Source organism: Bradyrhizobium sp. AZCC 1719, assembly GCF_036924525.1.
Classification (GTDB): Bacteria; Pseudomonadota; Alphaproteobacteria; order Rhizobiales; family Xanthobacteraceae; genus Bradyrhizobium.
The window spans coordinates 4710827-4734002 of the sequence record NZ_JAZHRU010000001.1; the positions used below are offsets into that span (position 1 = coordinate 4710827).

Below are 23176 nucleotides of genomic sequence, written 5' to 3' on the forward strand. Positions count from 1 at the left end.
TTGTCCTCAAAGTACAGCGTTTTCAGTGTCGGCGCTGATACGACGGACATATCCTTCGCGGTCAGATCACCGAAACGAACGGCGCGAGACCGATCAGCAACAGGGCGACGCCCGTGGCACCTTCCAGGAGACGGGACAGATGAGCTAGGGTTGCGCCATGCCGGGTCCAGCTGCGCACGCGCCATTCGCGTGCGAAGATTGTCAGCAACGCAACGACGCAGAGCGTCAGGGCGACGCCCAGCAACATCGCGGCGGCGAAAGCAACGCCCGGCCGCTGGGACACCGTTTGCCAGGGCGTAGACCATCGCGAACAACGTGAGGCGGGCACGGTACGAGACCCGCCACAAGTCCCGCGGCAATCGACAACTTGCCCTTAGGTTGGCGTCATCGTTGGCGCCCACCCAACCAATCAATTACCTTCGGCCAGATTGCTCGATGCGCCTGCCTGCCCACAAGTGGTCCCACATGCTGAAGCGCCACGCCGACTTCCGGCTCATACGGAAAAATCGAAGAGTTCTTCAACACTCCTAAAACTGACGAGGGTGGGACCACTCGGCTTGCATGATCGACAATGGCCGCAACGGGAATTTTGGCCAGCGAGTCGGATCGGGCATCCCGCCCAAGCACATGAAGCTCGTTCCGGGCGAATCGGTCTTCACGATAGAGCAGCTGGATAACATCTCGGATCAGTTGGCCGCTAGGCGCGAACTCATCCAGACTCCAACGAATGACGGCAACATGGATTGCTAACGCTTCCAGATCCAGCAAGCTTGAGCAGCTATCGCCATAACGCGAGATAACGAATTCTTCCGGAGCCGCGACAACGCTCGCCAGATCGAGCAGACTTCCCGGGACGGGACCAAGCGGCACTGTTGGCGAAGACAGCACAATCGGTCCTAGCGCTCCGGTCTGTTCACCGAATTTTAGAGGAGCTTCAACAAGCACGAGTTTGCTGACCAGGTGCGGCTCAATAGATGCAGTGATTGCGGCGAGGGTCCCACCAAGAGAGTGCCCGACGAGGGTGGATGGGCCGCGATGCTCGGTCGCGATCAATTCAGCTGCAAGGCTGAGCGAGCGTATGCTGGATTCAAGGTCCGACTTGCCATCCTGTTCCTCTGGCCATTCGTACAGGTAGACGGCGAATCCCGCCTGGATGAGACGCCGCACCACGCTCACGTCCGGCAAAAGGTCGAATATGTAGGCCCGCTTGATCGGGGCGGGTACAATCAAGACTGACGAAGGGGTCGCCGCCGACCGTGCGTAGCGGCGTAGTCGGAAATCGGGATGCTCAACGCGGTCCCATGCCGTTTCATGCGGCCCGTAGCCCGCACTTTCCAGCATTTCACCAACTGACCTTCTGAAGGCGTCGCTAACCGACAAAATCGGAAACATCGTCTCGCGTCCGTGGGTGCACTTCAAATTCGAGAACCCACCAGTGTTCCATTCCATTGACAGGCGCCTTTAACATCCATATACCATCCAACTAGATGGTGCAGGGATGGAGCAATGCCATGACGAGCAACGTCCGCGAACTCCGGCCGAAGCCCCCGGAAAGCGAAAAAATCACGATCAATCTCGGCTATGTCGATCTTGGTCAGGTCGACTTGATGGTTCAGGAAGGTTTCTACTCGAACCGTACCGATTTCATTCGAACGGCAATCCGCAACCAGCTGGAACGTCACGCGGACGTCGTCAAACAGTCAACGACCCGAAAAAGCTTGGATCTGGGACTGAGGCACTTCAGCCGAGAGGATCTCGAAGCGGCGCGGCAAGCCGGGGAAATGCTGCACATCAACGTTTTGGGCCTTGCCAGTATCGCTCAAGATGTCACGCCCGAGCTTGCTCGCGCCGCAATTGCTTCGGTCTGCGTTCTGGGCGCGTTGCAGGCCAGTCCGGCGGTCAAGGCCGCCCTCGTCGATAGAACACGGTGAACGCGATGCTCAGACAGGACATAGTTGGCGAAGCCACACGCCTCACGCGCGCTGGCCGACTCGTGGAGGCCACCGCGCTCCTTCAACGCATGCTGCGCGACGAAAGCGCGCCAGACCCGGAATCCCGCATCAGTCACCCCGCGCTTATTGGACAAGAGCCGTCGATCATTGGCGCGAAGGCCAATGCTATTGAGGAGAGCGATAGCCCGGACCTGGCGCGGCCTCCATCCGCTGAACCTCGCATGCTCCGCGAGTTTCTCGATCGCACAAGGCAGCGCCCTGGGTTCAACTTGCGAGCTGTGATTGAGCGCAAGCCGCTTTCCCCGTCAGATATCGTGCCTGACGGCACAAGGTTCATAGAAGGAACCTACAGCAATCCGGCGGGAAGCCGTGCCTACAAGCTTTTCATCCCCAGCCACTATCAGGACCAATCGCTTCCTTTGATCGTGATGCTACACGGCTGCACTCAATTCCCAGACGATTTCGCCGCTGGTACGAGGATGAACTTCATCGCTGAAGAAAAATCTTGCTTTGTGGTCTATCCGGCCCAGCGCAGCGAGGCAAACCAGGCGAAATGCTGGAACTGGTTTCGCCCAGCCGACCAGCAGCGGGGCAAAGGTGAACCCTCGCTTATCGCGGGCATCACTCGCCAAGTCATGCGCGACTTTTCGATCGACCCAAATCGTGTCTATGTTGGTGGACTATCGGCCGGAGCTGCCGCTGCTGCGATCATGGGTAATACCTACAAGGATCTGTACGCAGCGATCGGCGTACATTCTGGCCTTGCCTGCGGGGCCGCTATTGACCTTCCATCTGCGTTGGTTGCCATGCGACAAGGTGGCGGAGCCGGTCACAGCGTTACTTTATGTGACGGTCCACCTGTTCCAACTATTGTTTTTCACGGCGACTGCGACACTACCGTGCATCCTAACAACAGCGGTCAAATTCTTGCGCAGTCTGTCAGAGCGATGAACCTGCAAAAGAAGGTTGGTCGCGGCCAGGTACCTGGAGGGCATGCCTATACCCGCACGATCCTGAGCGACGTGAATGGGCGCGGAATATTGGAGCACTGGGATATCCACGGAGCTGGTCACGCATGGTCCGGAGGCAACCCTGCCGGCTCCTACACTGATCCGAAAGGACCGGACGCAGCAAGGGAAATGCTGCGTTTTTTCCTCGAGCATTCGCTCCCACAGCGATCAGGTTAGGGTCAGCCCGTTCGCGGCACTTTCGGAAATGACGGCTACGAGCCGACTGTCAGCTCATTGAGGCAAAGCGGACATACCCAGAGCAGATAGTGTTATAGGACTTAGCGGTGTGGTTGGATTTGTTAGCTGGACCTCGGTGGCCGAGTACTCAGGGCTGCCTCTTCCGTGTTTCATTGGAAGGAGAAGCGGCTAGACGATCTCCACGCCAGGATCGTTGCCTGGTACGACAAAATCCGGGTTTGCGGGTGACGGTGAAATGCCGCGCTCAACGATGCCAGTGGCTACCAGCCACTCGTTTGCATTGCCGCTTGCAAAATTTACAAGCGCATCCTGGTTGGGAAGCGCCTGCAGTCGAACTATGAGCTCTTTGACGGTCATCGCGATTTCTCCTGACGACAGGTCCTTGCTGGCCAGTCATAAGAAATCGTCGCCTCGATCTCGATCATATCGAGAGGAGACCGTCGTCCACCAAATCAAATGTTAACCTGTAAAGCCTGCATTGTCCGTGACGTAACCCGGATCATCTCGTCCGTCCAAACCTGGTGCCCCGTTCCGCCTCTTGCGCAAGCTTCAGCCAATACTCGGCAAGGCGTACCCAAGCCTCCTTATCCAGAGGGCTCATGGCCTTCTCCGCCAGCTCACGGCATTCCTCAGCCTCCTTACGGAACCTCTCCGCGTCGGTTTGGGACGAGGGTGTCATCTGCGGTTCTTTCCCCCTTCATCAACATGGGTATCGAGTTGTCTGTGGGAACAGCACCGAGCTATCCCGCGAAACGCGTCTCGCGATTGGCCGTTCCTAAGAAGATAATCGGCAGTTATATTATTGCTGCGGGTCGGCTAATGCGCTCTGCGCTAAATTTGACCGTTCCGCGCCGCGCGTGAATGTGCGAGAGCGCTAGGTCTGCTTCTGTGACGAAACGGACCTTCCAGCGCGGCCTGACGATGTCCGCCCTTGAGGGTACAGCGGACCTGCCATGAAAGCAGGGACACTTCCGAGTTTGACCCGAACCGGACGAATGTCTTCGGGCGCGCCATTCTCCACGAACGGCCTTGTCGTGTATTGATATTCTGCTAGCGCCCCGCCGAGCACAGGGCACACGAGCGCATGAACACCACGAGAGGAGAAGGACATGCTAAAGGACGCGAAGGTGGCAACCCGGCTTCCAGCCAAAGACCTAAATCGCGCGCGGGCGTTCTACTCGGAGAAACTCGGGCTCGATCCGGTCGAACAGCGCGCGGGCGGGCTCCGCTACGTCTGCGCGGCGGGCGAGTTTGCAATCTTCGTCTCGCTGGGAGTGCAATCCGGCACCCACACACAAATGGGCTGGGAAGTCGACGACATCGAAGCGACCGTGCGCGAGCTTCGCGCGCGGGGGGTCGAGTTTGAGGAGTATGACTTGCCGGGCCTGAGGACCGTCGATGGAATTGCGGAGATTCGCGGTAACTACCCCAGCAAGGGTACCGGTGAGCGGGGCGCGTGGTTCCGCGACAGCGAAGGAAACCTGCTCGGAATCGGAGCGCCGGTTCGAGCTTGAGGATGACTCAGCTGCTGTTGGCGAGACATCTGTCGGATCATGCATCTACCGAGTAAGCGCCGCCACCGGACAACCTGCGATGGCCTGCGCTAAGCGGCTGGTCGAGTCTGTCCGTCGGCGTTGCTTGTGACCCCAGCCGAGGTGATCGAATAAACAGGAGTGATGTCGCTTATTGGCCGGCTCGAGCGCGCCGCACTGCAGCATTTCGCTCCCGCAAACCGACCGTCCCCTCGCGCCTTTTGATGATCAGGGCTATTCTTTCTCTCCGATCGTGGTTTCGGCGAAGCGCGTGAATGGCAAGAAACAAGCCGCACAGCTTTCGTTGGTGATCAAATGGCGCACAGCGGCCAAAAGGGCTTCGGCATGACCAAGCACGGCCGATCAGGGCACGCGACCCGATCGCCGCGTTTCCGCTTCCTGCAGAAGCTCGAAGCACAAAAGAACGATCGCAGGGACCGCTCTCGGATCAAGGACCCGAAACAGTCCGTCGAAGAGCTATTCCATCCCCGGAAGCCAACATGAACCTGACGAGCTAAGTCCGGGTCGACGTCGGTTGCTGGAGGAAGAACGGACTACGTTTGCGCTGTTAGAGATTTCCGAGTCTGACCCAGCGGTCATGCACGGCCATTTGAGGCGTGCAATTACATTGGTTGCGCACGAAGATCGAGTCGGCACCAGGGGCCTGCGCGCGCCGACATTGCCGCGAACGGTCGTCACGAATATCTCTCGTGAGGTCTCGTCGTGTTTGCGAGCTCTTGAAGGGTTGGAGATGACCATGAGCAACGAGTCACGCCGCTTGGCCGGCATTCTTCTGATCGTCATGCCGACGGTCATGTATGGTGGCGTAAGCATCCTTTCTCTTCTGATCGGCGACCCGAAGTACATGGAGAACCCGTTGCGCCAGGATTTATGGCGCGCCGGGCATGCACATGCAGGCGTTTGGCTCATCCTGGCGCTCGTGGCGCTGCGATACGTGGATGAGGCCAACCTCTCAAACGCGATGAAATGGCTTGTGCGAGGTTCGATCCCCATCGCCGCAATCCTGGTTCCGGCGGCCTTTTTCCTGTCCGTCATATCGCCCGACGCGCGGGCCCCGAGCGGGCTCATCTATCTGGCCTATGTCGGCGCAGTGGTGCTGGCAGTCGGCGTGCTCGTCCTCGGCATCGGCCTCGTCAGGCGTCCTGCACAACGATCTTAAGTGATGCTCGCCGGCGTCGTTCACAGTTTTGGAAATCATCGGCGTGCCCTTCTTCATTTGGTGGCAGGCCCGTTTGGCGAGATGAAGTAGGATTACTCTGCGCGACGCGAACCCCGGCCACACGAGTCCGGTAATTGGCACTTTTCGGACCTGATAGACCGGACTGACGAAGTCCGTTTATAGGGACTAGACTCGCCGATGCGGGCGTCGACTTCCGAAAATGTGACGAAACGGACCTTCCAGCGCGGCCTGACGATGTCCGCCCTTGAGGGTACAGCGGACCTGCCACGTAAGCAGGGACACTTCCGAGTTTGACCCTTCTCGGACCATGATGCGTGCCTTTTGAAGACATAACGTCGCGCGGGGATCACGGGGTACGGTTAAAAATTCGACCACGAAACTGTTGACGTTAGCGCGCACGAAGACCCACGGAGCGGTTGGTCTTGGTAGGCTTTGTGACAGGGAAGACGGTGTGGATGTAGCGGGCCAGGTGTTCGCAAAAAGTGAGGGCGTACGGCGGAAGTGGACGGCGCCTGTCCCACTGAACCGCAACGCGTTCTCGAATGGGCTTGCCCCCGTGCGTTATTCGGGCGACGCGCACTTTGTAGCGATCAGTTCGCTGAAGGGATGGGACGATCGCCACACCTTGCCCAGCCTCTGCCAAGGTCAATAGCGTATGCGATGCGCGGCTCTCCAGCATTACCTTGGGATGGACTTTTGCCAGGCGGCAAGCCGCCTCGAACAGGCGGCGGACGGAATAGCCCGACGGTAACAGGAGCGGGTATGAGATAAGCCGCTCGATCGTTATGACACCGGCTTTGCCGAGTTCGACGGATGCAGCACTGACAGCCAACACATTCGCGGACTGTAGGACGCGCGTCTCGAAGCGAGGATCATCACCTGGGTCAATTCTGATCCCGACATGAGCTTCACCGCGCTCGAGTAGGGCGGGTTGCTCAGGCCCAAGGGCCTCAGTCAATTCGACATGAACCTGCGGAAAGCTCTCAGCATACCGCGGTAGAAACCCGGATAGCACGCTTTCAATCGTGTGCGGCGGGGCTAAGACTTTCAGCCTGCCGCTGTCGCCGCGCCGAAGCGCCGCTGCCCGCTCGTGCACGCTGTTGAGGTCGGTTAGGACGCGCCGACAGTCCACGAGGAGCTGCTCGCCTTGGGCCGTTAGAACCAAGCGGCGTCCTACACGATCAAAGAGACGTAGCTCGAGCTCCTGCTGAAGATCGCTGATTTGGCGCGACAGCGCGGGCTGCCCAATGCGCAGATGCACCGCCGCTTTGGACACCGTGCCAAGTTCGGCAATGGTAACAAAAGTTTTCAGGCGCCTCAGATCCATGGTGGCATTTCTATTCCGCGGCGGCATGCTTTACTAGCACAATTATGCATTGGACGAGCGTCCGGTCCGGCGGCAGTGTTCACACAGCTTGGAAGATGGCTCACGCATGCCACTGACCGCTGAGCGACGCACTAGGTGGGAACCGCGCAGCCGAGGAGAAGAACCAAGCGACGTCACATGCCGTCAAAGCTCGTGAACCTTCAGCGGCGGCGAGCAATCAATCGTCGTCCTGGCCTTGCTGAGCGATAATGCATTGATCTTTCAACATGCCCCCGAAGGTGAAACCACAAGCGAAGGAGAAAGCCGATGTGCATAAAACAGCTTTTGTTCGCGAGCCTGACATGCGCTGCCGCTTTTGCGACAACCGCTCAAGCGCAGTATCCCGAGCGCGCCATAAAGATCGTCGTCCCGCAAGCCCCCGGCAGCGCCACAGACAATGGCGCACGCATTCTCGCGCAGGAGCTGTCAAAGGAGCTCCGCCAATCTATCATCATCGAGAACCGGCCAGGCGGCGCTTTCGTCATCGGCAATGACGCGGTCGCAAAGGCGCAGCCCGACGGCTACACGCTGCTGTTCGCCAGTATCGGTGCGTTCGCGATCGCGCAGCATATGGTCGCCAAGCCGCCTTACGATATCGAGCGCGACTTCCAGCCTATCGCGCTAGTCACGACCGGGCACCTCCTGCTTGCTGTCGCGCCCTCGCTGCCGATCCACAGCGTCGTCGAACTGGTCGAGTACGCCAAGAAGAACCCCGGCAAGCTTTCGAACGCGTCGTCGGGCAGCGGTTCGCCGGGCCATGTCAGCGGCGAGCTATTCAAATTCATGAGCGGCACCGACATCGTGCACGTGCCCTACAAGGGCGGGACCGCCGCCATCACGGACCTCATTGCGGGGCGCGTCGATCTCATGTTCGAGAGCCTCACGTCCATCGCGCCGCATGCCAGGCAGAAGGCTATCCGGGCGTTGGGCGTCACCGGTCCGAAGCGTTCGGCCGGCTTCCCCGAGCTGCCGACGATCGCCGAGGCCGGCGTTCCCGGTTATGAAGCGCCGATATGGTTTGGCGTCGCGGCACCAGCCGGCACGCCTCGCCCGATTGCCGATAAACTCAACGCGGCCATCAACCGTGCAATCCAATCTGACTTCTTCAAAGCGCGCTATGAGCAAATCGGCGACGAGCCGGCTGGCGGGACGCCAGAGGAGTTCGCAGCGCTCATCAAGAAGGAATCGGCGAAATGGGCCGATGTCGTGAAGCGCTCCGGCGCGAAATTGGAGTAGGCGCTTATCACAGCGGACGCATGCCAAAACGAATGCCATTGAAGAGGTTGGATGATGCTCACAGCCAAGAGTGTAGTCCGCCTGAACTACGGAAAAGCGGTGAACAATGCCCTCGAACTTTGTGGCGCGCGATCCGGAGGCTTATGACTCTTACATGGGACGGTGGAGCAAACGACTTGCTTCAGATTTCCTTGACTTCGCGGGGCTCGTTGAGGGTGGGGCGGTTCTGGACGTAGGCTGTGGGACCGGAAGTTTGACCTTCGAAATCGCCGCCCGGCGCAAAGCCGCATCGATCGATGCTTTGGACTATGAGTCCGAATTTGTGGAGGCGCTAAACACCCGGAAGGGAGCAGCATCGATCAATGTACGACAAGGCGATGCGATGGCTTTGCCATACGAATCGGCTCAATTCGAAATGGCATTATCTCTTCTGGTTCTTCACTTCGTGCCCGACGCGGTCAGAGCCATTTCTGAGATGGTTCGTGTTGTGAAGCGGGGCGGTGTCGTTGCCGCAGCGGTCTGGGATACTTTCGGAGGAATGCCAAGCCGGCGAATGTTCTGGGACACGGTTGCAGCGATCCATCCGCCGGCGGAGCAGCGAAGGTCAGGTCTACTGATCCGTCCGATGACACGGCCGAATGAGCTGCAGACCGCTTTGCAGCATGCTGGCCTCTCGGACGTAGCTGCGACACTCCTCACTATTCGGATGGACTTCGAGAACTTTGAAGACTTTTGGATCCCGGCTGTTTTCGGCCAAGGGACCCACAGTGAGTTCTTGGCTGGTTTGCCTGAGCCGACACAGCGGCAGATCCAGTCAAGCGTCAGGGCAGCTTATCTGGCCGGCCTTCCGGACGGCCCGCGCAGTTTTGCAAGTAGTGCCTGGGCCGTTCGAGGAATGGTAACGCGATGACAAACCCTAGTGAACGGAAACTCGGTGCGGATTGCAGCCCGATTGCGCCCGCTCCTTGTCGATGCTGGCAGGGCCGGAGCACGGCCGGGCCATTCCATTAGAGCGGAATTTCTGCGCACCCGCGTATGTCGGCTTGTGGCCCGTTTGAGACATGCCAGCAGCCGCGCGGCATGTCCGCTCATCGGGGAAGAACGGAAGTGACCGACGGGCGCTCAAAACGGCGCTAGTGACCCGGAACGGACATCTGGCCCGGACGGCCGCCGCTTGTTAAGCAGTTCCTAATTCGCCATACTGATCTGGATGACGACACTGCCACCCGAATTCATTCCAACGCGTCGATGGAAGGTTGTCCTTGCGATCTATTTCGTAGGCTTCCTAATATGCGAGCTGCTAGGGCTTTGGGGAGCTTACCAAAGCGGTGGGTTTGATCGCCCGGATACATTGACTGATCTAACGGTCATCGGGACCTACTATTTGGTCACTGGGCTGTTGTGGCCGATTGTTTTGATCGTTGTCGTTTTGCAGTTATTAGGGCTTTTGCCGCATCCGATCCAGTTTTAGGCCGCCTCACTTGGCGGCCTCTTTCAAACTGAGCGCGCAATGTCGCCTCTTGACCCAAAGCCGACATCCTCGTGATTGATCAATTGAGGCGTTTGGGCAGCTCGAATGTTCCGTCCGCACTTGGTTCAAAAGGCTCGACAGCGACAACGGCGCTCGGATTGAGCGGCCCATATATATGCGGGTAAAGCTTACCATTGCCCGCGTCCTCGTACCGGATAGGCGAGATCACGCGATCCGGATCGATGACGAGCAATACAAGACCGCGTTGGCCTCGAAATAGATAATTGGCCACCTCAACGACTTGATCGGGGGTCGAGCAATGGATGAAACCCTCGCTGTCGAACGAGGGAGAGCGATATTCGCCGCTCTTCGCTGCTGCCCATACGGCGGGCAAGCAGATGTGAAAAATCACTGAGTGTTGCAAGTCCGTCTCCTTGTTCCTCCACCCTATCAAGCCAAACCGGTGATGTCCCTATTGGCCCTTCAGAGACCTGCCAACAGCCCGTCACAACGTCTGCTGCTCAGGGTAGACCGGAAGCGGAGACTTGGCCGACAAAACGGCGCTCATGACCCATACCGGAACTCAGCCTGAAGATCAGAAGCGAGGTGAAGAGAACTCGACGGCCGGGACAACCAATGGTAGAGCCGCGTTCAATGCTCGTAGCAGAAAGTGATTTGCTAAGCTAATCTTGTCGGGTCGTGGGAGCACGCAATGTCGAAAGCAATTGCCGTCTTGGGCTCCGCTCTGTTCTTCGTCATTGCGCCGTTGGTGCTGGCAGGCTTCGTCCCCTGGTGGGTCACGCAGTGGGAATTTCGGCCAGCTTTTTTCGGCGTCGATCTAACCCGCATCCTCGGCGGTATATTGATCATCTTCGGAGTGCCCGGACTTGTGGATTCATTTGCCCGTTTTGCGCTGGAGGGGCTGGGGACGCCCGCCCCGATCGCGCCGACACAAAAGCTCGTAGTGACTGGCCTTTATCGCTACGTGCGAAATCCGATCTACATCGCGGTCGTCGCAGTCATTTTTGGTCAGGCCCTTTTGTTTGGTGACTGGCGTCTCCTCTGGTACGGCGCGCTACTCTGGCTTTTTTTCATGTCTTTGTGGTGATGTACGAAGAACCGACGCTCAAGCAAACATTCGGCACGGAGTACGAGAGCTTTCGGACTAATGTGCCGCGCTGGATTCCGCGGTTGACGCCATGGCGAGCCGCATAATGGAATCGCTGCAAGCGGCTCGATGCCGGCTGCAACAAACAGTGCGAGACGGCGAAGCGTAGCAAGCGCACCTAGCGGCCTCGCCCCGGAGGGCCCACTACCTTAGCTGCCAGGTCGAAATAACGCATGGGCCGGGCAACTGCTCCGCACGCCGTGTCTTTCCGATCCCGGAGGAAGACCGGCCGTCTGCGCCTGCGCATTATGAGGACCGAATCTGGCCCATGGCTGGCATGAGCGGAAAGGTCGCTCATGTCCGGTTCTGGAAGTAAAATGGACCACTGCGAGTGGAAATGGGATGTCCCTTAACTGCCCGGCCAGCGAACGCTGTTTCGCGCTCTGGCCCGCGACGTTGAGCGATCACCGTAACATCCAGCGGGTAGATAATAGGAGAAATAGCGCCCGGTTACCCCTGTATTTGGCCTCTGGTCGGGTGGTTTCAAACCCGCCCATAATCGTCGCGCCGTAGCGGTCACAGACCCGCCATTCCCACCTTGTCAGGCTTCGTTTGGTAATCAACACTTCCAACACGGTCGCGTCTCCGCACCCCAGTTGCGTTCCATCAACATACCGATGGGCGTTCAGGTGTCGGTTCGCTTTTGGACTCTCAGATGTAGTTCGATGAAAGTATGTGTTTGAAACAGTGTTTGAAACACAGCGTCTGGCGATGTCTGAGTTTGGCAGGTCTGTCACTTAGCTGCAGGCGTCCCTCAATTGCAAAATCTCGCCGCCAGCTTCCGTATCGAAACAAGTTCGATCCTCGATCAGGAAGCAGCTCGACACAGTAGTCAGCCCGAAGTCAAAACTAACCAGACCGATCAGGAAGCCGAAGGCGACGTGGGTAGAACCGAAGTTCCTCGCCGACGTTGAGTGCCGGGATATCACGTCGGAGGGCTTGTTGCGGGCCAGTTCGTTTAAGGGGCTGACCAAATCCTAACATTTGTTGTGTTGCGCCAGCCCATGAGCGACGACGAACGTCCCGTGTGCCAACCCTCCGTGGCGGAACATTGCCCGCCTATCCTGAGAATGTCCGTTCGCCGGGGTAGACCGGAAGTCGCCGTGGTCCGGCCAAACCGACGCGAAGACCCAAAGCCGCACTTAACCGGTCGCTTGGATCAGGGCGTCGATCGGAATTCCATGCTCGATCGAAGTCGAGCATGACCGTACCGCGCTTAATTCGGGATCTCGAGGTTTGAGGCGATATCGTATTCCGGCGCCTTTGCGTTTGCCCTTGCTGGTGCTCGTATCGGAAATGGGCTATTCTCTGATGAGCTGCTCAAGACGAGATTGCCGAGACCTCGAATAAGCCGGGCAGCGTGAATGCCGTCGGCAGGCTTTTCACTCGATAGCACACGACGTCCTTTTGGCCGGTGCGAGCGTGGATTTCGCGCGTGCCTACGCGCGCGTCGAAGGCCGCCACTAGCTCGGGGTGTAGCGAACCTCACAGCGTTGCCGTTATTGGGGGTCGCCTGGCCTCAAGATTTGGGAGGAAAGCTATGAAGAGTCCACTGCTAATCGCGTTGCCAATTGTCCTCTTCATTGGGGCTCAGGCGCAGGCGCAACTGGCCCGCCAAGAGTTTCACGCCTTGCAGTCAATCACGCTGTCAGATGCTGATTTCTTGAACGGCAAGAAGGATGGGGTCCATGTCACCCTGGCGGGAGTACTGCGACTTCCGAAGTTGGGCCCCGAAAAGCTGCCGGCCGCCGTCTTGCTTCAGGGCTCCGGCGGCGTCGGCGGATCCGGTAGCATGATCGATGAGTGGACGAGAGAACTCAACGAGATCGGCATTGCGACATTTGCCGTTGATAGCTTTTCTGGCCGCGGAATCATCGAGACAGTGACCGACCAGACTCGGCTGGGTCGGCTAAATATGATCGTCGATGCGTATCGCGCGCTGGAGCTCGTCTCCAAGCACAGGCAAATCGATCCCGTTCGCGTTGCTGTGATGGGGTTCTCGCGGGGCGGTCAAGCTGCCCTCTATTCGAGCGTTGTGCGCTTCCGCAAGATGTATGGTCCGCCGGGAGAGCTCAACTTCGCAGCGCACATTGCTATGTATCCCCCGTGTAACACAACGTTCCGAGACGACGACGATGTTGTTGCAAGGCCGATACGGCTTCTGCACGGCACTGCAGACGATTTCGTTCCGATCGCTCCTTGCCGAGCCTATGTTGAGCGTCTCTCAAAGGCCGGGAAGGACATTCGATTAGTTGAGTATCCTGATGCACATCACGTGTTTGATGCGCCGGCCTTTAGGGAGCCAAGAAAGCTAGCAGCAGCGGCCACGGTCCGTCGTTGTCTGATGGCGGAAGCTGACAATGGTGTGATTCTGAACCAGGAGACGAAGCAGCCGTTCAGCTATGGCGACGCCTGTGTCGAAAAAGGACCGACGGTTGCATTTAATGAGGTCGCCAGCGCTCAAGCGAGAGCTTTTGTTCGTGACTTCCTGAGGGAGGTCTTCGCTTCGAAGTGATCTATTCCGACCTTTTGATCGCGCAGTTCATCTGGTTATCAAGTCGGCGTTCGTCTGCCACCGGACCGAAATGTCGCCCTCCTGGCCCTTTGCGGACCTGACGTTCGCGTGAGGCCAAGTCTGTTCGGAGGGTGAAAGCGGACATTGCTCAGCACGAGCCGAGATCCGAAAATGACCCGGCGCGGATATCAGCCTGCGACCCCGTATTCAAGCACGGTCCGCCGGACTTGATGTTCAGCACAGGCTGTGAATGCGGTGGATCGCCGTACGTATTCTCGAAATTCTGGTAGCTCCGATAAGGAGTGACACCATTTGTCGCCATTATCTAACGACCTGAGATCATCGTCCGCTTCGAACTCGAACGTGAGACTCAGTTGCCAAATGTCTTCGTCCTCAGCGTCCTCGCACACGATGATTTGCCGCGTCAGGCTGAAGGTAAACTGCTCACCCGTTCCCCAATCGAAGGTCCCCCACTGGAAAAGAAGCATATCCGCGTCTTCATGTTGCTCAAATACACGTCCGCTTGGCCTATGGTCCCGGTAGAAATCGAAAAACGCCTCACAGCCGTCGACCAGGTTAAGGTCACGCTCATGTAGGTCTTTGCCGCGCAAGATTGCTTCGAATTCCTGGCGCGCATTTTGTGGGTTAAACATTGGAGCACTCCATTGCGGACGTCCATCTCTGGTCCTCCGCGGTCGCGGAGGGGGCTTGGGGCGACCTCGACTTCTGACCCGTTGCAGACCTCCCCTGATCAGACATACTCTGTGCAGGAAGCTAACGGGAAAATAACCGTGGGCGCCTCTCTCTACGAACCAGTAAACGTACTTAAGCCGATGGGGCCGGACATCGGAATAGTCGATGGGCCATTCGAACACTTAACGGTAGGCGGCGTCACGTTACCGCTGCCTTTCACTACGCGGATGACGGTGGTTCGCCTCTCGAGTGGTGACCTGTTCCTGCACTCACCGATCAAATTTGATGAGGGGCTAGCAAGCGAGCTGCAGCGGATGGGGACAATCCGACATCTCGTGTCACCCAACCAGTTTCACTACGCTCATATCGGGGAATGGTCGAAAGTATTTCCTGATGCGATCCCATGGGCTTCACCGCGTGTACGCCAAAGAGCGCGCGCCCGGCACGTCGACGTCACGTTTGCACGAGACTTAGACTTCAATCCGCCAGAAGAATGGGGGCCAGACATCGACCAAACGCTGTTTCCTGGTGGATACTTCAAAGAGTTCATTTTCTTTCACAAGAAGTCGGAGACGCTGGTTCTCGCGGACACGATTATCAACATCGAGTTGGATAAAATGCCCGAACCTTGGCGAACGGCGACAAAGCTCAGCGGGATGTATCATCCCCACGGCCAAATATTCTTTGGCATGCGGCTGCCGCTGTTACTTCAGCAGCGAAGGGCGAAAGCAGCATTCGCAAAAATCCACTCTTGGCGACCTGAGCGCATTGTGATCAGCCATGGACGGTGCTTTGAATCTCATGGCGAGGAAGTCATCAGATATTTGGAGGGCCGCAGGCTTAACTTAAGACTCATTCGGCCGAGCCGAGAGCCAATTTCCGCTGTTGGCCCTTTTTGGACCTCAGCATTCAGGCTAACGACGTCCGTTTATTGAGGGCACCGCGGACTTCGTTTTAGGGCGCGTCTAGGTCCGTTGCTGACCCATACCAGTTATCGCGCCCGCCTGGGCAGATCATCTGGTCTGGCGGTTATGATGTTGGGGCTTGGCTGCTGACGCGCCGATTTGCTCGCAGGGGTATCCGAAGACACTCAAGACCAGCGGTATAGCTTGTTTGGGGTGGCACGCTCATTTGATCTCCATGTCATGTCCGCCACCAAAATACTCTGGGGTCAAATTGCCGCCGTCCTGACAGTCGTGCTGTTTACGATGTGGGCTGCGACGCAATGGACAGCGTGGCGGCTCGGCTATCAGCCCCAACTCGGCCAACCCTGGTTTGAGCTCGCGACGAACGTTCCCATCTATCTTCCTCCAGCGTTCTTCTGGTGGTGGTACGCTTTTGATGCCTACGCGCCTGCAGTGTTCGTCGAAGGGGCGTGCATTGCAGCGTCGGGCGGATGCATTTCTATCGTGGTCGCATTCGCGATGTCGGTGTGGCGGGCCCGGGAAGCGGAGACGGCGGCGACCTATGGTTCGGCTCGTTGGGCGAGCCAGCTTGAAGTCCGCACTGCCGGTCTCGCCGGCACCGATGGCGTCATGCTCGGCCGTTTCGAGGGACATTACCTGCGGCACGATGGACCGGAACACGTGCTGTGCTTCGCGCCGACCAGATCGGGCAAGGGCGTCGGACTTGTTGTCCCGACCCTCCTGACCTGGCCGGGGAGTTGTATTGTCCACGACATCAAGGGTGAGAACTGGACCTTGACGTCAGGCTTTCGGGCCCGACACGGCCGGGTGCTGTTGTTTGATCCGACCAATTCAGTGAGTGCGGCCTACAACCCCCTTCTCGAGGTGAGGCGAGGCGAGTGGGAAGTTCGCGACGTCCAGAATGTCGCCGACGTGCTGGTCGACCCGGAAGGTTCGCTGGAGCGGCGGAATCACTGGGAGAAGACCAGCCACGCGCTGTTGGTCGGAGCCATTCTTCACGTTCTGTATGCGGAGCAGGACAAGACGCTGGCCGGCGTTGCGAGTTTTCTGTCCGATCCGAAGCGACAGATCGAAAGCACGCTTCGCGCAATGATGACCACGCGGCATCTCGGCGAAGTCGGGACACATCCGGTGATCGCGTCCGCGGCGAGGGAGCTACTGAACAAGAGCGAGAACGAACGATCCGGCGTGCTCTCGACCGCGATGTCGTTCCTCGGCCTCTATCGCGACCCCGTCGTTGCCCAGGTGACGCGCCGCTGCGATTGGCGCATTCGTGACCTCATTGAGGATCATCGGCCGACCACGCTCTATCTCGTGGTACCTCCGTCGGATATCAGCCGCACCAAACCCTTGGTGCGGTTAATCCTCAACCAGATTGGCCGCCGTTTGACTGAACAGCTCCAGGCAAAGAGCCGCCGGCACCGATTGCTGTTTATGCTCGACGAGTTTCCGGCGCTCGGACGGCTTGATTTCTTCGAGTCGGCGCTCGCCTTCATGGCGGGCTATGGCCTTAAAAGCTTTCTCATTGCCCAATCCCTCAACCAGATCGAAAAAGCCTACGGGCCGAATAACGCGATCCTCGACAATTGTCATGTGCGTGTTTCCTTTGCGACCAATGACGAACGCACCGCCAAGCGTGTGTCGGACGCGCTTGGGACCGCGACCGAGTTGCGTGCCATGAAGAACTATGCTGGCAACCGGCTTAGTCCCTGGCTTGGCCACCTCATGGTTTCGCGGCAGGAAACGGCGCGGCCGTTACTGACGCCCGGTGAAGTGATGCAACTCCCACCCGAGGACGAGTTGGTGCTGGTGTCCGGCGTGCCACCGATCCGCGCCAAGAAGGCAATGTATTTTGAGGATCCGCGTCTGGTCGAGCGGGTGCTGTCCCCGCACGAACCGGACACATTCGGACGCGAGGCGGGCATACCGTCGGACGATTGGAGTTTGTTGCCAGCTTCGCCGAATGTGAATGCCGCCAAGCGGGATGGCGTTCGGCAACCAGTAGACGATCCCGCAAGTTCCGGCATCCGGCGTGAGCCAGAACTCCCCGAATATGAAGATATAGCCCCTGAAGTCTCACCGCCTCCGCCGGAGTTCGACTTCGCCGAAGATGAGGGCGACGGTGATGCCATACGCGCTCGCGTCCTGCGGAGGAACGTTTCCGGGTTAGTGCGCCAAGCCGCAATGGACCCGGGGGATGGTCTCAAGCTCTAGGATGAGATGATGCGCACCAAACACACGTTTCGACTGCCTCCAGATCTTGCGGGCAAGCTCGCTGATCACGCCAGCCGCAAGAGGGTACCGCAGGCGCTCATCGTCGAAACCGCACTGGCCTCATTCTTGTCGCCAGATAACTCGGAGCGGATGGAAGCCGCGCTCGGTCGCCGTCTTGACCGGCTGAACCGGCAGGTCGAGCGGCTGGAGCGCCACATCAGCATTTCAAACGAAGCGCTGGCCTTGTTCGTGCGGTTCTGGCTGACGGCAACGCCGCCGCTTCCGGACACAGCGCAGCCCGCCGCACAGACCAAGGGCCGGGAACGGTATGAGAGTTTTGTCGAAGCCCTCGGGCGCCGGCTGGCCAGAGGCCAGACCCTGGCCCAGGAGATCTCCCTCGACGTTGAGCCGGCGCAAGCGCCGCCAAGCGTTCCCCGTGAGTGATCTCGCCGCCTTCTTCTTTTGCTACGCCAGAGCACGCCGCCCGATCTGAGCTTGTTGCGCAAGTGCTTAACCTGCCTTTTCTACTGATCCCCGCCACCGAGCCTTCTTGGCTCGGCAGCTTTGGGGACCATCGTGGCAGTTCATTCCTTCCAGTCCGAAGTGGTGTCGCGTGGGGCGCGCATGTTGCGTACCGCGCTAGGACCAGCGATAGCGGCCTGGCTCGAAGACGCCGCGATCGTCGAGGTGATGCTCAATCCCGACGGCCGACTTTGGGTCGATCGGTTGGCGGGGGGCCTGGCGGATACCGGCGAGCGTCTCGCGGCAGCCGACGGCGAGCGCATCGTGCGGCTGGTCGCCCACCACGTCGGCGCGGAGGTTCATCCGGCCAGCCCCCGCGTCTCGGCCGAATTGCCCGAGACCGGAGAGCGCTTCGAAGGGCTGCTGCCGCCCGTCGTGACCGCACCTGCATTTGCGATCCGCAAGCCGGCGGTCGCCGTGTTCACACTGGACGATTATGCCGCCGCCGGCATCATGACAGACGTCCAGGCCGAAGGGCTCCGGAACGCTGTTCGAACACGTCAGAACATTCTCGTGGCGGGCGGTACCTCGACCGGCAAGACCACGCTGACCAATGCGCTCCTGGCCGAAGTTGCAAAAACTGCCGATCGCGTCGTGCTGATCGAAGATACCCGCGAGCTGCAATGCAAGTCACCGAATCTCGTGGCGTTGCGTACCAAGGATGGTGTCGCCTCGCTATCCGACCTCGTGCGCTCCTCCCTGCGGCTGCGTCCTGACCGGATTCCAATCGGTGAGGTACGTGGCGCCGAGGCGCTCGATCTCCTCAAGGCCTGGGGCACCGGCCACCCCGGAGGCGTCGGCACGATTCATGCCGGCACTGCGCTCGGCGCGCTTCGCCGGCTCGAACAGCTTATCCAGGAAGCCGTCATCACCGTACCGCGGGCGCTGATCGCGGAGACCATTGACGTGATCGCGGTTCTCTCCGGCCGTGGTGCAGACCGGCGGCTGGCAGAACTTGCGCGCGTCGATGGCCTGACGACCGACGGCGAATACCTCATCTCACTTTTTGGAGACCGATCATGAAGGATGCCGCATTGCGTTGCGTGGTGGAAATGGCTGCCGGCACTTGCAGTTCCTTAGTGATTTCCTCGGCGGCATATGCCGCCGGCTCCAACATGCCGTGGGAGCAGCCGCTCAACCAGATCCTGCAATCGGTGGAAGGACCGGTCGCCAAGATTCTGGCTGTGATCATCATCATCGTCACGGGCCTTACGCTCGCCTTTGGCGACACTTCGGGTGGTTTCCGGCGCCTGATCCAGATCGTGTTTGGTCTGTCGATCGCGTTTGCGGCCTCGAGCTTCTTTCTGGCGTTCTTCTCGTTCGGCGGCGGAGTGCTCATCTGATGGACGGGCCCGTCGAAGGTTTTGCGGTCCCCGTGCATCGCGCACTTACCGAACCGATTTTGCTGGGCGGGGCCCCGCGGGCGGTTGCCATCGTCAACGGCACCTTTGCCGCGGCGGTTGGCCTTGGGCTGCGGTTGTGGGTTGCGGGCCTCTTGCTCTGGGCTATCGGCCATGCCGCCGCCGTCTGGGCCGCCAAGCGCGATCCATTGTTCGTCGACGTCGCAAGGCGGCATCTGCGCATCCCCACCCACCTGAATGTGTGAGTAGACAATGATGAATCTTGCCGAATACCGCCGTTCCGCCGTGTGCCTTGCGGATTTCCTACCATGGGCCGCACTGGTCGACAAAGGCATCGTTCTCAACAAGGACGGATCGTTTCAGAGGACTGCGCGCTTTCGTGGACCCGACCTAGATTCCTCCGTTCCATCGGAGCTGGTTGCGGTTGCTAGCCGCCTCAACAACGCACTTCGCCGACTAGGATCCGGCTGGGCGGTGTTTGTGGAAGCGCAGCGGTATTCATCAAACGCCTATCCGCCGAGCAGTTGTCCGGATGTGGCATCGGCCTTAGTGGATGCAGAGCGCCGAGCGCAATTCGAGGAAGAAGGGGCTCACTACGAGTCAGCCTATTTCCTCACTTTCCTGTATCTGCCGCCGGCGGAGGATGCAGCACGCACCGAGAGGTTCCTCTATGAAGGGCGGGAGCGCGGGCAGGCGGCCGACGCCCACGAAGTGTTGCGCGGCTTTGTCGACCGAACCGACCGCGTGCTGCAATTGGTCGAAGGGTTCATGCCAGAGTGCCAGTGGCTCGATGACGGCGAGACCCTGACCTACCTGCATGCCTGCGTTTCGACCAAGATACATCGCGTCCGCGTCCCCGAGATTCCAATGTATCTCGATGCGCTGTTGGCTGACCAGCCGCTGACGGGCGGGCTCGAGCCCATGCTGGGGGCGGCGCATCTGCGTGTGCTCACGATCGTCGGATTTCCGACCGCGACCACGCCCGGGATTTTGGATGATCTCAATCGGCTTGCGTTCCCCTATCGATGGGCAACCCGGGCGATCATGCTCGACAAAGCAGACGCAACGAAACTCCTGACCAGAATCAGGCGGCAATGGTTCGCCAAGCGGAAATCCGTCGCCACGATTCTGAAGGAGGTGATGACCAACGAGGCCTCGGCTCTGATCGACACCGACGCCAACAATAAAGCAATCGATGCCGACGCCGCCTTGCAGGAGCTCGGCTCCGATCTAATCGGCGAGGCCTTCGTCACCGCCACGATCACGGTTTGGGACGAAAATCCGCGCATCGCGGATGAACGGCTGCGCCTGGTCGAAAAGGTGATTCAGGGGCGCGAGTTCACCTGCATGGTGGAAACCGTCAACGTGGTCGAGGCCTGGCTGGGGTCGTTGCCGGGCCACGTCTATGCCAACGTCCGCCAGCCGCCGGTTTCGACCCTGAACCTCGCCCATATGATTCCGCTGTCCGCGGTTTGGGCCGGGCCGGTAAGGGATACGCATCTCGGTGCGCCGCCGCTGTTCTTCGCGCGGACGGAAGGATCAACGCCGTTCCGCTTCTCGCTCCATGTCGGCGACGTCGGACATGCGCTGGTGGTCGGTCCGACCGGTGCAGGCAAATCCGTACTGCTCGCGCTGATGGCGCTGCAGTTCCGCCGGTATCCCACTTCCCAGATCTTTGCGTTCGACTTCGGCGGGTCGATCCGGGCAGCAGCCCTCGCCGTGAACGGAGATTGGCATGATCTCGGCGGTGCGCTGTCGGATAGCGCCTCCGAACCGGTCGCCCTGCAGCCCCTAGCCAGGATCGACGATGCGGCCGAGCGTAGCTGGGCGGCGGAATGGATCGCAGCCATTCTCGCCCGCGAAAAGATCGACATGACGCCTGAAGCCAAGGACCATCTTTGGTCGGCGCTGTCTTCGTTGGCTTCGGCTCCTCTCGGCGAACGCACGCTGACCGGTCTTTCCGTGCTGCTGCAATCCCAGAGCCTAAAGAGAGCCCTTCAGCCGTATTGCCTCGGTGGCCCCTTTGGGCGCTTGCTTGATGCCGAGACTGAACGGCTTGGAGTAACTTCAGTCCAGGTGTTCGAAACTGAGGGGTTGATCGGAACCGGTGCCGCAGCGGTCGTGCTCGCCTATCTCTTCCACCGTATCGAAGGGCAGCTCGACGGAAGGCCGACGCTACTCATTATCGATGAAGGTTGGCTCGCGCTCGACGACGAAGGGTTTGCCGGCCAGATCCGCGAATGGCTGAAGACGCTGCGGAAGAAGAATGCCTCCGTCATCTTCGCCACCCAGTCACTCTCAGATATCGACGGCTCCGCGATTGCGTCTGCCATCATCGAGAGCTGTCCGACGCGATTGTTTCTGCCGAACGAGCGAGCGATCGAGCCGCTGATCACGGCTATTTATCGGCGCTTCGGTCTCAACGACCGGCAGATCGAGATCCTCGCGCGCGCCACGCCCAAGCGCGATTACTATTGCCAATCCCGGCGCGGCAATCGCCTGTTCGAGCTTGGTCTTGACGAATTCGCGCTCGCCTTCACAGCGGCTTCGTCGAAGGCCGATCAGGCAATGATTGAGCGCGTTCTCGCCGAACACGGCCGCGAGGGCTTTGTCACGGGCTGGCTCGCTGCGCGGGGCCTGGCTTGGGCTGCCGATCTCATTCCCGGTCTCAGAGTGCGGGAAGGTTTGTCATGAAGCATCTCCGGTACCTCGCCGCGGCGAGCGCCATCGCCATTGCAATCGTAGGCGCGGTTTCGCCCACCTCGGCCCAACTGATCGTGTTCGATCCCAACAATTACGCGCAAAACGTGCTTACGGCCGCGCGAGAGCTGCAGCAGATCAACAACCAGATCACCTCGCTGCAGAATCAGAACCAGATGCTGATCAACCAGGCCAGGAATCTTGCCAGCCTTCCGTATTCCTCGCTGCAACAGCTTGAGCATTCGATGCAGCTAACCCAACAGCTACTCGCGCAGGCGCAGCGCATTGCGTACGACATCAAGCAGATCGATCAGGCCTTTTCGACGACCTATGCGCCGGCTTCGACGAGTGGACCAGATCAGGCGCTGATCGCGAATGCACAAACACGCTGGCAGAATTCCGTGGCGGGATTGCAGGATGCGTTGCGCGTTCAGGCGACCGTGGTCGGCAACCTTGATGCCAACCGCACGCAGATGTCGGTCCTGATCAGTTCAAGTCAGGGCGCAACCGGGGCGCTGCAGGCCAGTCAGGCCGGCAATCAGCTCCTTGGTTTGCAGGCGCAGCAGCTCGCCGATCTGACCGCTGCGGTTGCTGCACAAGGACGGGCACAAAACCTCGAGACGGCCCAGCGCGTCGCGGCGCAGGATCAGGGGAGGGAGCAGCTTCGTCGCTTTCTCGCACCGGGGCGCGGCTACCAACCCTCAAGCGTGCAGATGTTTCACCAATGAGCGAGCTTATTGGAATCAGGCGGTTGCTGTTTGCGGCCACCACGGCCGTCGTTTCAGCCTTGGTCGTCGCGGCCTGCGCAATCCAACTTCGCGGCGACGATGACAGTGCCGTAGCGGCAACGTCGGTAACCCAACTACGCGATCCGGTTGCGGCCGAACTCGAACGTTGCCGGACGGTCACCTCGGAGCAGGTGGCAGATATCCAGGAGTGCCGTCGAGTTTGGGCGGAGAATCGCCGTCGCTTCCTCGGACAAAGGAAGGCGCCAGGCGCTCCATCCATTGATGCTCAGTCAAGCACTACGGGCCCTTCGTCAGTGCCGTCCAAAGACCCCAGACGCGACTTCTGGGACACAACGCCCGTTGCAACACCGAAAAGCGAGTAA

At 59.4% G+C, this 23176-nt stretch carries 23 protein-coding genes and 1 pseudogene; 18 read left to right on the forward strand and 6 right to left on the reverse strand.

Going from position 1 to position 23176, the window contains the following annotated elements; translation table 11 throughout:
- Positions 1 to 61 precede the first annotated feature (61 nt).
- Together V1292_RS22000 and V1292_RS22005 are read right to left on the reverse strand one after the other, a co-directional pair.
- Positions 62 to 247 (reverse strand): hypothetical protein, encoded by a 186-nt coding sequence (locus tag V1292_RS22000; RefSeq protein WP_334374763.1) that lies wholly within the window; start codon positions 245 to 247, stop codon positions 62 to 64.
- A gap of 137 nt (positions 248 to 384) precedes the next feature.
- On the reverse strand, positions 385 to 1449 hold the full coding sequence (locus V1292_RS22005) for an alpha/beta fold hydrolase (RefSeq protein WP_334374764.1): 1065 nt from the start codon (positions 1447 to 1449) through the stop codon (positions 385 to 387).
- 62 nt (positions 1450 to 1511) lie between these two features.
- On the opposite strand from V1292_RS22005, the gene V1292_RS22010 reads away from it, so the two are divergent.
- Both V1292_RS22010 and V1292_RS22015 read left to right on the forward strand, forming a co-directional pair.
- On the forward strand, positions 1512 to 1931 hold the full coding sequence (locus V1292_RS22010) for a CopG family transcriptional regulator (RefSeq protein WP_334374765.1): 420 nt from the start codon (positions 1512 to 1514) through the stop codon (positions 1929 to 1931).
- Positions 1932 to 1936: 5 nt separating this feature from the next.
- Entirely contained in the window at positions 1937 to 3139 is a 1203-nt protein-coding gene (locus V1292_RS22015) for an extracellular catalytic domain type 1 short-chain-length polyhydroxyalkanoate depolymerase (RefSeq protein ID WP_334377120.1), read from the forward strand.
- Positions 3140 to 3328: 189 nt separating this feature from the next.
- Here the strand turns inward: V1292_RS22015 and V1292_RS22020 are convergent, their stop codons facing one another.
- Positions 3329 to 3517 (reverse strand): hypothetical protein, encoded by a 189-nt coding sequence (locus V1292_RS22020; protein ID WP_334374766.1) that lies wholly within the window; start codon positions 3515 to 3517, stop codon positions 3329 to 3331.
- A 752-nt stretch (positions 3518 to 4269) separates the two neighbouring features.
- On the opposite strand from V1292_RS22020, the gene V1292_RS22025 reads away from it, so the two are divergent.
- Entirely contained in the window at positions 4270 to 4674 is a 405-nt protein-coding gene (locus V1292_RS22025) for a VOC family protein (protein ID WP_334374767.1), read from the forward strand.
- A gap of 775 nt (positions 4675 to 5449) precedes the next feature.
- Positions 5450 to 5872 (forward strand): hypothetical protein, encoded by a 423-nt coding sequence (locus V1292_RS22030; RefSeq protein ID WP_334374768.1) that lies wholly within the window; start codon positions 5450 to 5452, stop codon positions 5870 to 5872.
- 409 nt (positions 5873 to 6281) lie between these two features.
- On the opposite strand, the gene V1292_RS22035 is transcribed toward V1292_RS22030, so the two are convergent.
- A complete protein-coding gene (locus V1292_RS22035) occupies positions 6282 to 7220 on the reverse strand; it encodes a LysR family transcriptional regulator (protein WP_334374769.1) in 939 nt (312 codons plus the stop codon).
- Positions 7221 to 7526: 306 nt separating this feature from the next.
- Here V1292_RS22035 and V1292_RS22040 point away from each other — a divergent pair, with 306 nt between their 5' ends.
- Together V1292_RS22040 and V1292_RS22045 are read left to right on the forward strand one after the other, a co-directional pair.
- The gene (locus V1292_RS22040) at positions 7527 to 8495 is read left to right on the forward strand and encodes a Bug family tripartite tricarboxylate transporter substrate binding protein (protein WP_334374770.1); all 969 of its coding nucleotides are present in this window, start codon (positions 7527 to 7529) and stop codon (positions 8493 to 8495) included.
- A gap of 154 nt (positions 8496 to 8649) precedes the next feature.
- Positions 8650 to 9405, forward strand: coding sequence for a class I SAM-dependent methyltransferase (locus V1292_RS22045; RefSeq protein WP_334377121.1), 756 nt, complete (start codon positions 8650 to 8652; stop codon positions 9403 to 9405).
- Between the two features lie 640 nt (positions 9406 to 10045).
- Here V1292_RS22045 and V1292_RS22050 read toward each other — a convergent pair.
- On the reverse strand, positions 10046 to 10390 hold the full coding sequence (locus V1292_RS22050; protein ID WP_334374771.1) for a DUF952 domain-containing protein: 345 nt from the start codon (positions 10388 to 10390) through the stop codon (positions 10046 to 10048).
- Between the two features lie 288 nt (positions 10391 to 10678).
- On the opposite strand from V1292_RS22050, the pseudogene V1292_RS22055 reads away from it, so the two are divergent.
- The 3 genes and pseudogenes from V1292_RS22055 (at position 10679) to V1292_RS22065 (ending at position 13649) form a co-directional block, all read left to right on the forward strand.
- Positions 10679 to 11181 (forward strand): annotated as a pseudogene (locus V1292_RS22055) (methyltransferase family protein).
- 718 nt (positions 11182 to 11899) lie between these two features.
- Complete coding sequence (locus tag V1292_RS22060) at positions 11900 to 12115, forward strand: ATP dependent DNA ligase (protein WP_334377122.1); 216 nt, start codon at positions 11900 to 11902, stop codon at positions 12113 to 12115.
- A gap of 559 nt (positions 12116 to 12674) precedes the next feature.
- On the forward strand, positions 12675 to 13649 hold the full coding sequence (locus V1292_RS22065; RefSeq protein ID WP_334374772.1) for a dienelactone hydrolase family protein: 975 nt from the start codon (positions 12675 to 12677) through the stop codon (positions 13647 to 13649).
- Between the two features lie 188 nt (positions 13650 to 13837).
- Here the strand turns inward: V1292_RS22065 and V1292_RS22070 are convergent, their stop codons facing one another.
- The gene (locus V1292_RS22070) at positions 13838 to 14302 is read right to left on the reverse strand and encodes a hypothetical protein (RefSeq protein WP_334374773.1); all 465 of its coding nucleotides are present in this window, start codon (positions 14300 to 14302) and stop codon (positions 13838 to 13840) included.
- Positions 14303 to 14440: 138 nt separating this feature from the next.
- Between V1292_RS22070 and V1292_RS22075 the strand changes: the two genes are divergently transcribed.
- The 9 genes from V1292_RS22075 to trbK-alt all read left to right on the forward strand — a co-directional run bounded on the left by V1292_RS22075 (position 14441) and on the right by trbK-alt (position 23176).
- A complete protein-coding gene (locus V1292_RS22075; RefSeq protein WP_334374774.1) occupies positions 14441 to 15277 on the forward strand; it encodes a hypothetical protein in 837 nt (278 codons plus the stop codon).
- A 210-nt stretch (positions 15278 to 15487) separates the two neighbouring features.
- Positions 15488 to 17482, forward strand: coding sequence for a conjugal transfer protein TraG (locus V1292_RS22080; RefSeq protein ID WP_334377123.1), 1995 nt, complete (start codon positions 15488 to 15490; stop codon positions 17480 to 17482).
- A gap of 9 nt (positions 17483 to 17491) precedes the next feature.
- Positions 17492 to 17926: a CopG family transcriptional regulator gene (locus V1292_RS22085; RefSeq protein WP_334374775.1), complete on the forward strand. Its 435-nt coding sequence runs from the start codon at positions 17492 to 17494 to the stop codon at positions 17924 to 17926.
- A gap of 180 nt (positions 17927 to 18106) precedes the next feature.
- Entirely contained in the window at positions 18107 to 19027 is a 921-nt protein-coding gene (trbB, locus tag V1292_RS22090) for a P-type conjugative transfer ATPase TrbB (RefSeq protein ID WP_334377124.1), read from the forward strand.
- A gap of 29 nt (positions 19028 to 19056) precedes the next feature.
- Positions 19057 to 19347, forward strand: coding sequence for a TrbC/VirB2 family protein (locus tag V1292_RS22095; protein ID WP_334377125.1), 291 nt, complete (start codon positions 19057 to 19059; stop codon positions 19345 to 19347).
- On the forward strand, positions 19347 to 19610 hold the full coding sequence (locus tag V1292_RS22100) for a VirB3 family type IV secretion system protein (RefSeq protein ID WP_334374776.1): 264 nt from the start codon (positions 19347 to 19349) through the stop codon (positions 19608 to 19610). The genes V1292_RS22095 and V1292_RS22100 overlap by 1 nt, the downstream gene beginning before the upstream one ends.
- A 7-nt stretch (positions 19611 to 19617) precedes the next feature.
- Complete coding sequence (gene trbE / locus V1292_RS22105) at positions 19618 to 22059, forward strand: conjugal transfer protein TrbE (RefSeq protein ID WP_334374777.1); 2442 nt, start codon at positions 19618 to 19620, stop codon at positions 22057 to 22059.
- Positions 22056 to 22793 carry a P-type conjugative transfer protein TrbJ gene (trbJ, locus tag V1292_RS22110; RefSeq protein ID WP_334374778.1) on the forward strand — a complete coding sequence of 246 codons (738 nt, stop codon included), beginning with the start codon at positions 22056 to 22058 and terminating at the stop codon, positions 22791 to 22793. The genes trbE and trbJ overlap by 4 nt, the downstream gene beginning before the upstream one ends.
- Entirely contained in the window at positions 22790 to 23176 is a 387-nt protein-coding gene (trbK-alt, locus tag V1292_RS33915; RefSeq protein ID WP_442895549.1) for a putative entry exclusion protein TrbK-alt, read from the forward strand. Before trbJ ends, trbK-alt begins: the two co-directional genes overlap by 4 nt.

Bases quoted from the DNA above. Each gene is read 5' to 3' on its own strand.
- V1292_RS22035 (WP_334374769.1), bottom strand. From the start codon at position 7,220: ATGGATCTGAGGCGCCTGAAAACTTTTGTTACCATTGCCGAACTTGGC.
- V1292_RS22040 (WP_334374770.1), top strand. From the start codon at position 7,527: ATGTGCATAAAACAGCTTTTGTTCGCGAGCCTGACATGCGCTGCCGCT.
- trbK-alt (WP_442895549.1), top strand. From the start codon at position 22,790: ATGAGCGAGCTTATTGGAATCAGGCGGTTGCTGTTTGCGGCCACCACG.
- V1292_RS22095 (WP_334377125.1), top strand. From the start codon at position 19,057: ATGGCTGCCGGCACTTGCAGTTCCTTAGTGATTTCCTCGGCGGCATAT.
- V1292_RS22085 (WP_334374775.1), top strand. From the start codon at position 17,492: ATGCGCACCAAACACACGTTTCGACTGCCTCCAGATCTTGCGGGCAAG.
- V1292_RS22070 (WP_334374773.1), bottom strand. From the start codon at position 14,302: ATGTTTAACCCACAAAATGCGCGCCAGGAATTCGAAGCAATCTTGCGC.
- V1292_RS22025 (WP_334374767.1), top strand. From the start codon at position 4,270: ATGCTAAAGGACGCGAAGGTGGCAACCCGGCTTCCAGCCAAAGACCTA.
- V1292_RS22000 (WP_334374763.1), bottom strand. From the start codon at position 247: ATGTTGCTGGGCGTCGCCCTGACGCTCTGCGTCGTTGCGTTGCTGACA.
- V1292_RS22100 (WP_334374776.1), top strand. From the start codon at position 19,347: ATGGACGGGCCCGTCGAAGGTTTTGCGGTCCCCGTGCATCGCGCACTT.
- trbE (WP_334374777.1), top strand. From the start codon at position 19,618: ATGATGAATCTTGCCGAATACCGCCGTTCCGCCGTGTGCCTTGCGGAT.
- V1292_RS22005 (WP_334374764.1), bottom strand. From the start codon at position 1,449: ATGGAATGGAACACTGGTGGGTTCTCGAATTTGAAGTGCACCCACGGA.
- V1292_RS22065 (WP_334374772.1), top strand. From the start codon at position 12,675: ATGAAGAGTCCACTGCTAATCGCGTTGCCAATTGTCCTCTTCATTGGG.
- V1292_RS22045 (WP_334377121.1), top strand. From the start codon at position 8,650: ATGGGACGGTGGAGCAAACGACTTGCTTCAGATTTCCTTGACTTCGCG.
- V1292_RS22015 (WP_334377120.1), top strand. From the start codon at position 1,937: ATGCTCAGACAGGACATAGTTGGCGAAGCCACACGCCTCACGCGCGCT.
- V1292_RS22030 (WP_334374768.1), top strand. From the start codon at position 5,450: ATGAGCAACGAGTCACGCCGCTTGGCCGGCATTCTTCTGATCGTCATG.
- V1292_RS22080 (WP_334377123.1), top strand. From the start codon at position 15,488: ATGTCCGCCACCAAAATACTCTGGGGTCAAATTGCCGCCGTCCTGACA.
- trbJ (WP_334374778.1), top strand. From the start codon at position 22,056: ATGAAGCATCTCCGGTACCTCGCCGCGGCGAGCGCCATCGCCATTGCA.
- trbB (WP_334377124.1), top strand. From the start codon at position 18,107: ATGTTGCGTACCGCGCTAGGACCAGCGATAGCGGCCTGGCTCGAAGAC.
- V1292_RS22010 (WP_334374765.1), top strand. From the start codon at position 1,512: ATGACGAGCAACGTCCGCGAACTCCGGCCGAAGCCCCCGGAAAGCGAA.
- V1292_RS22020 (WP_334374766.1), bottom strand. From the start codon at position 3,517: ATGACCGTCAAAGAGCTCATAGTTCGACTGCAGGCGCTTCCCAACCAG.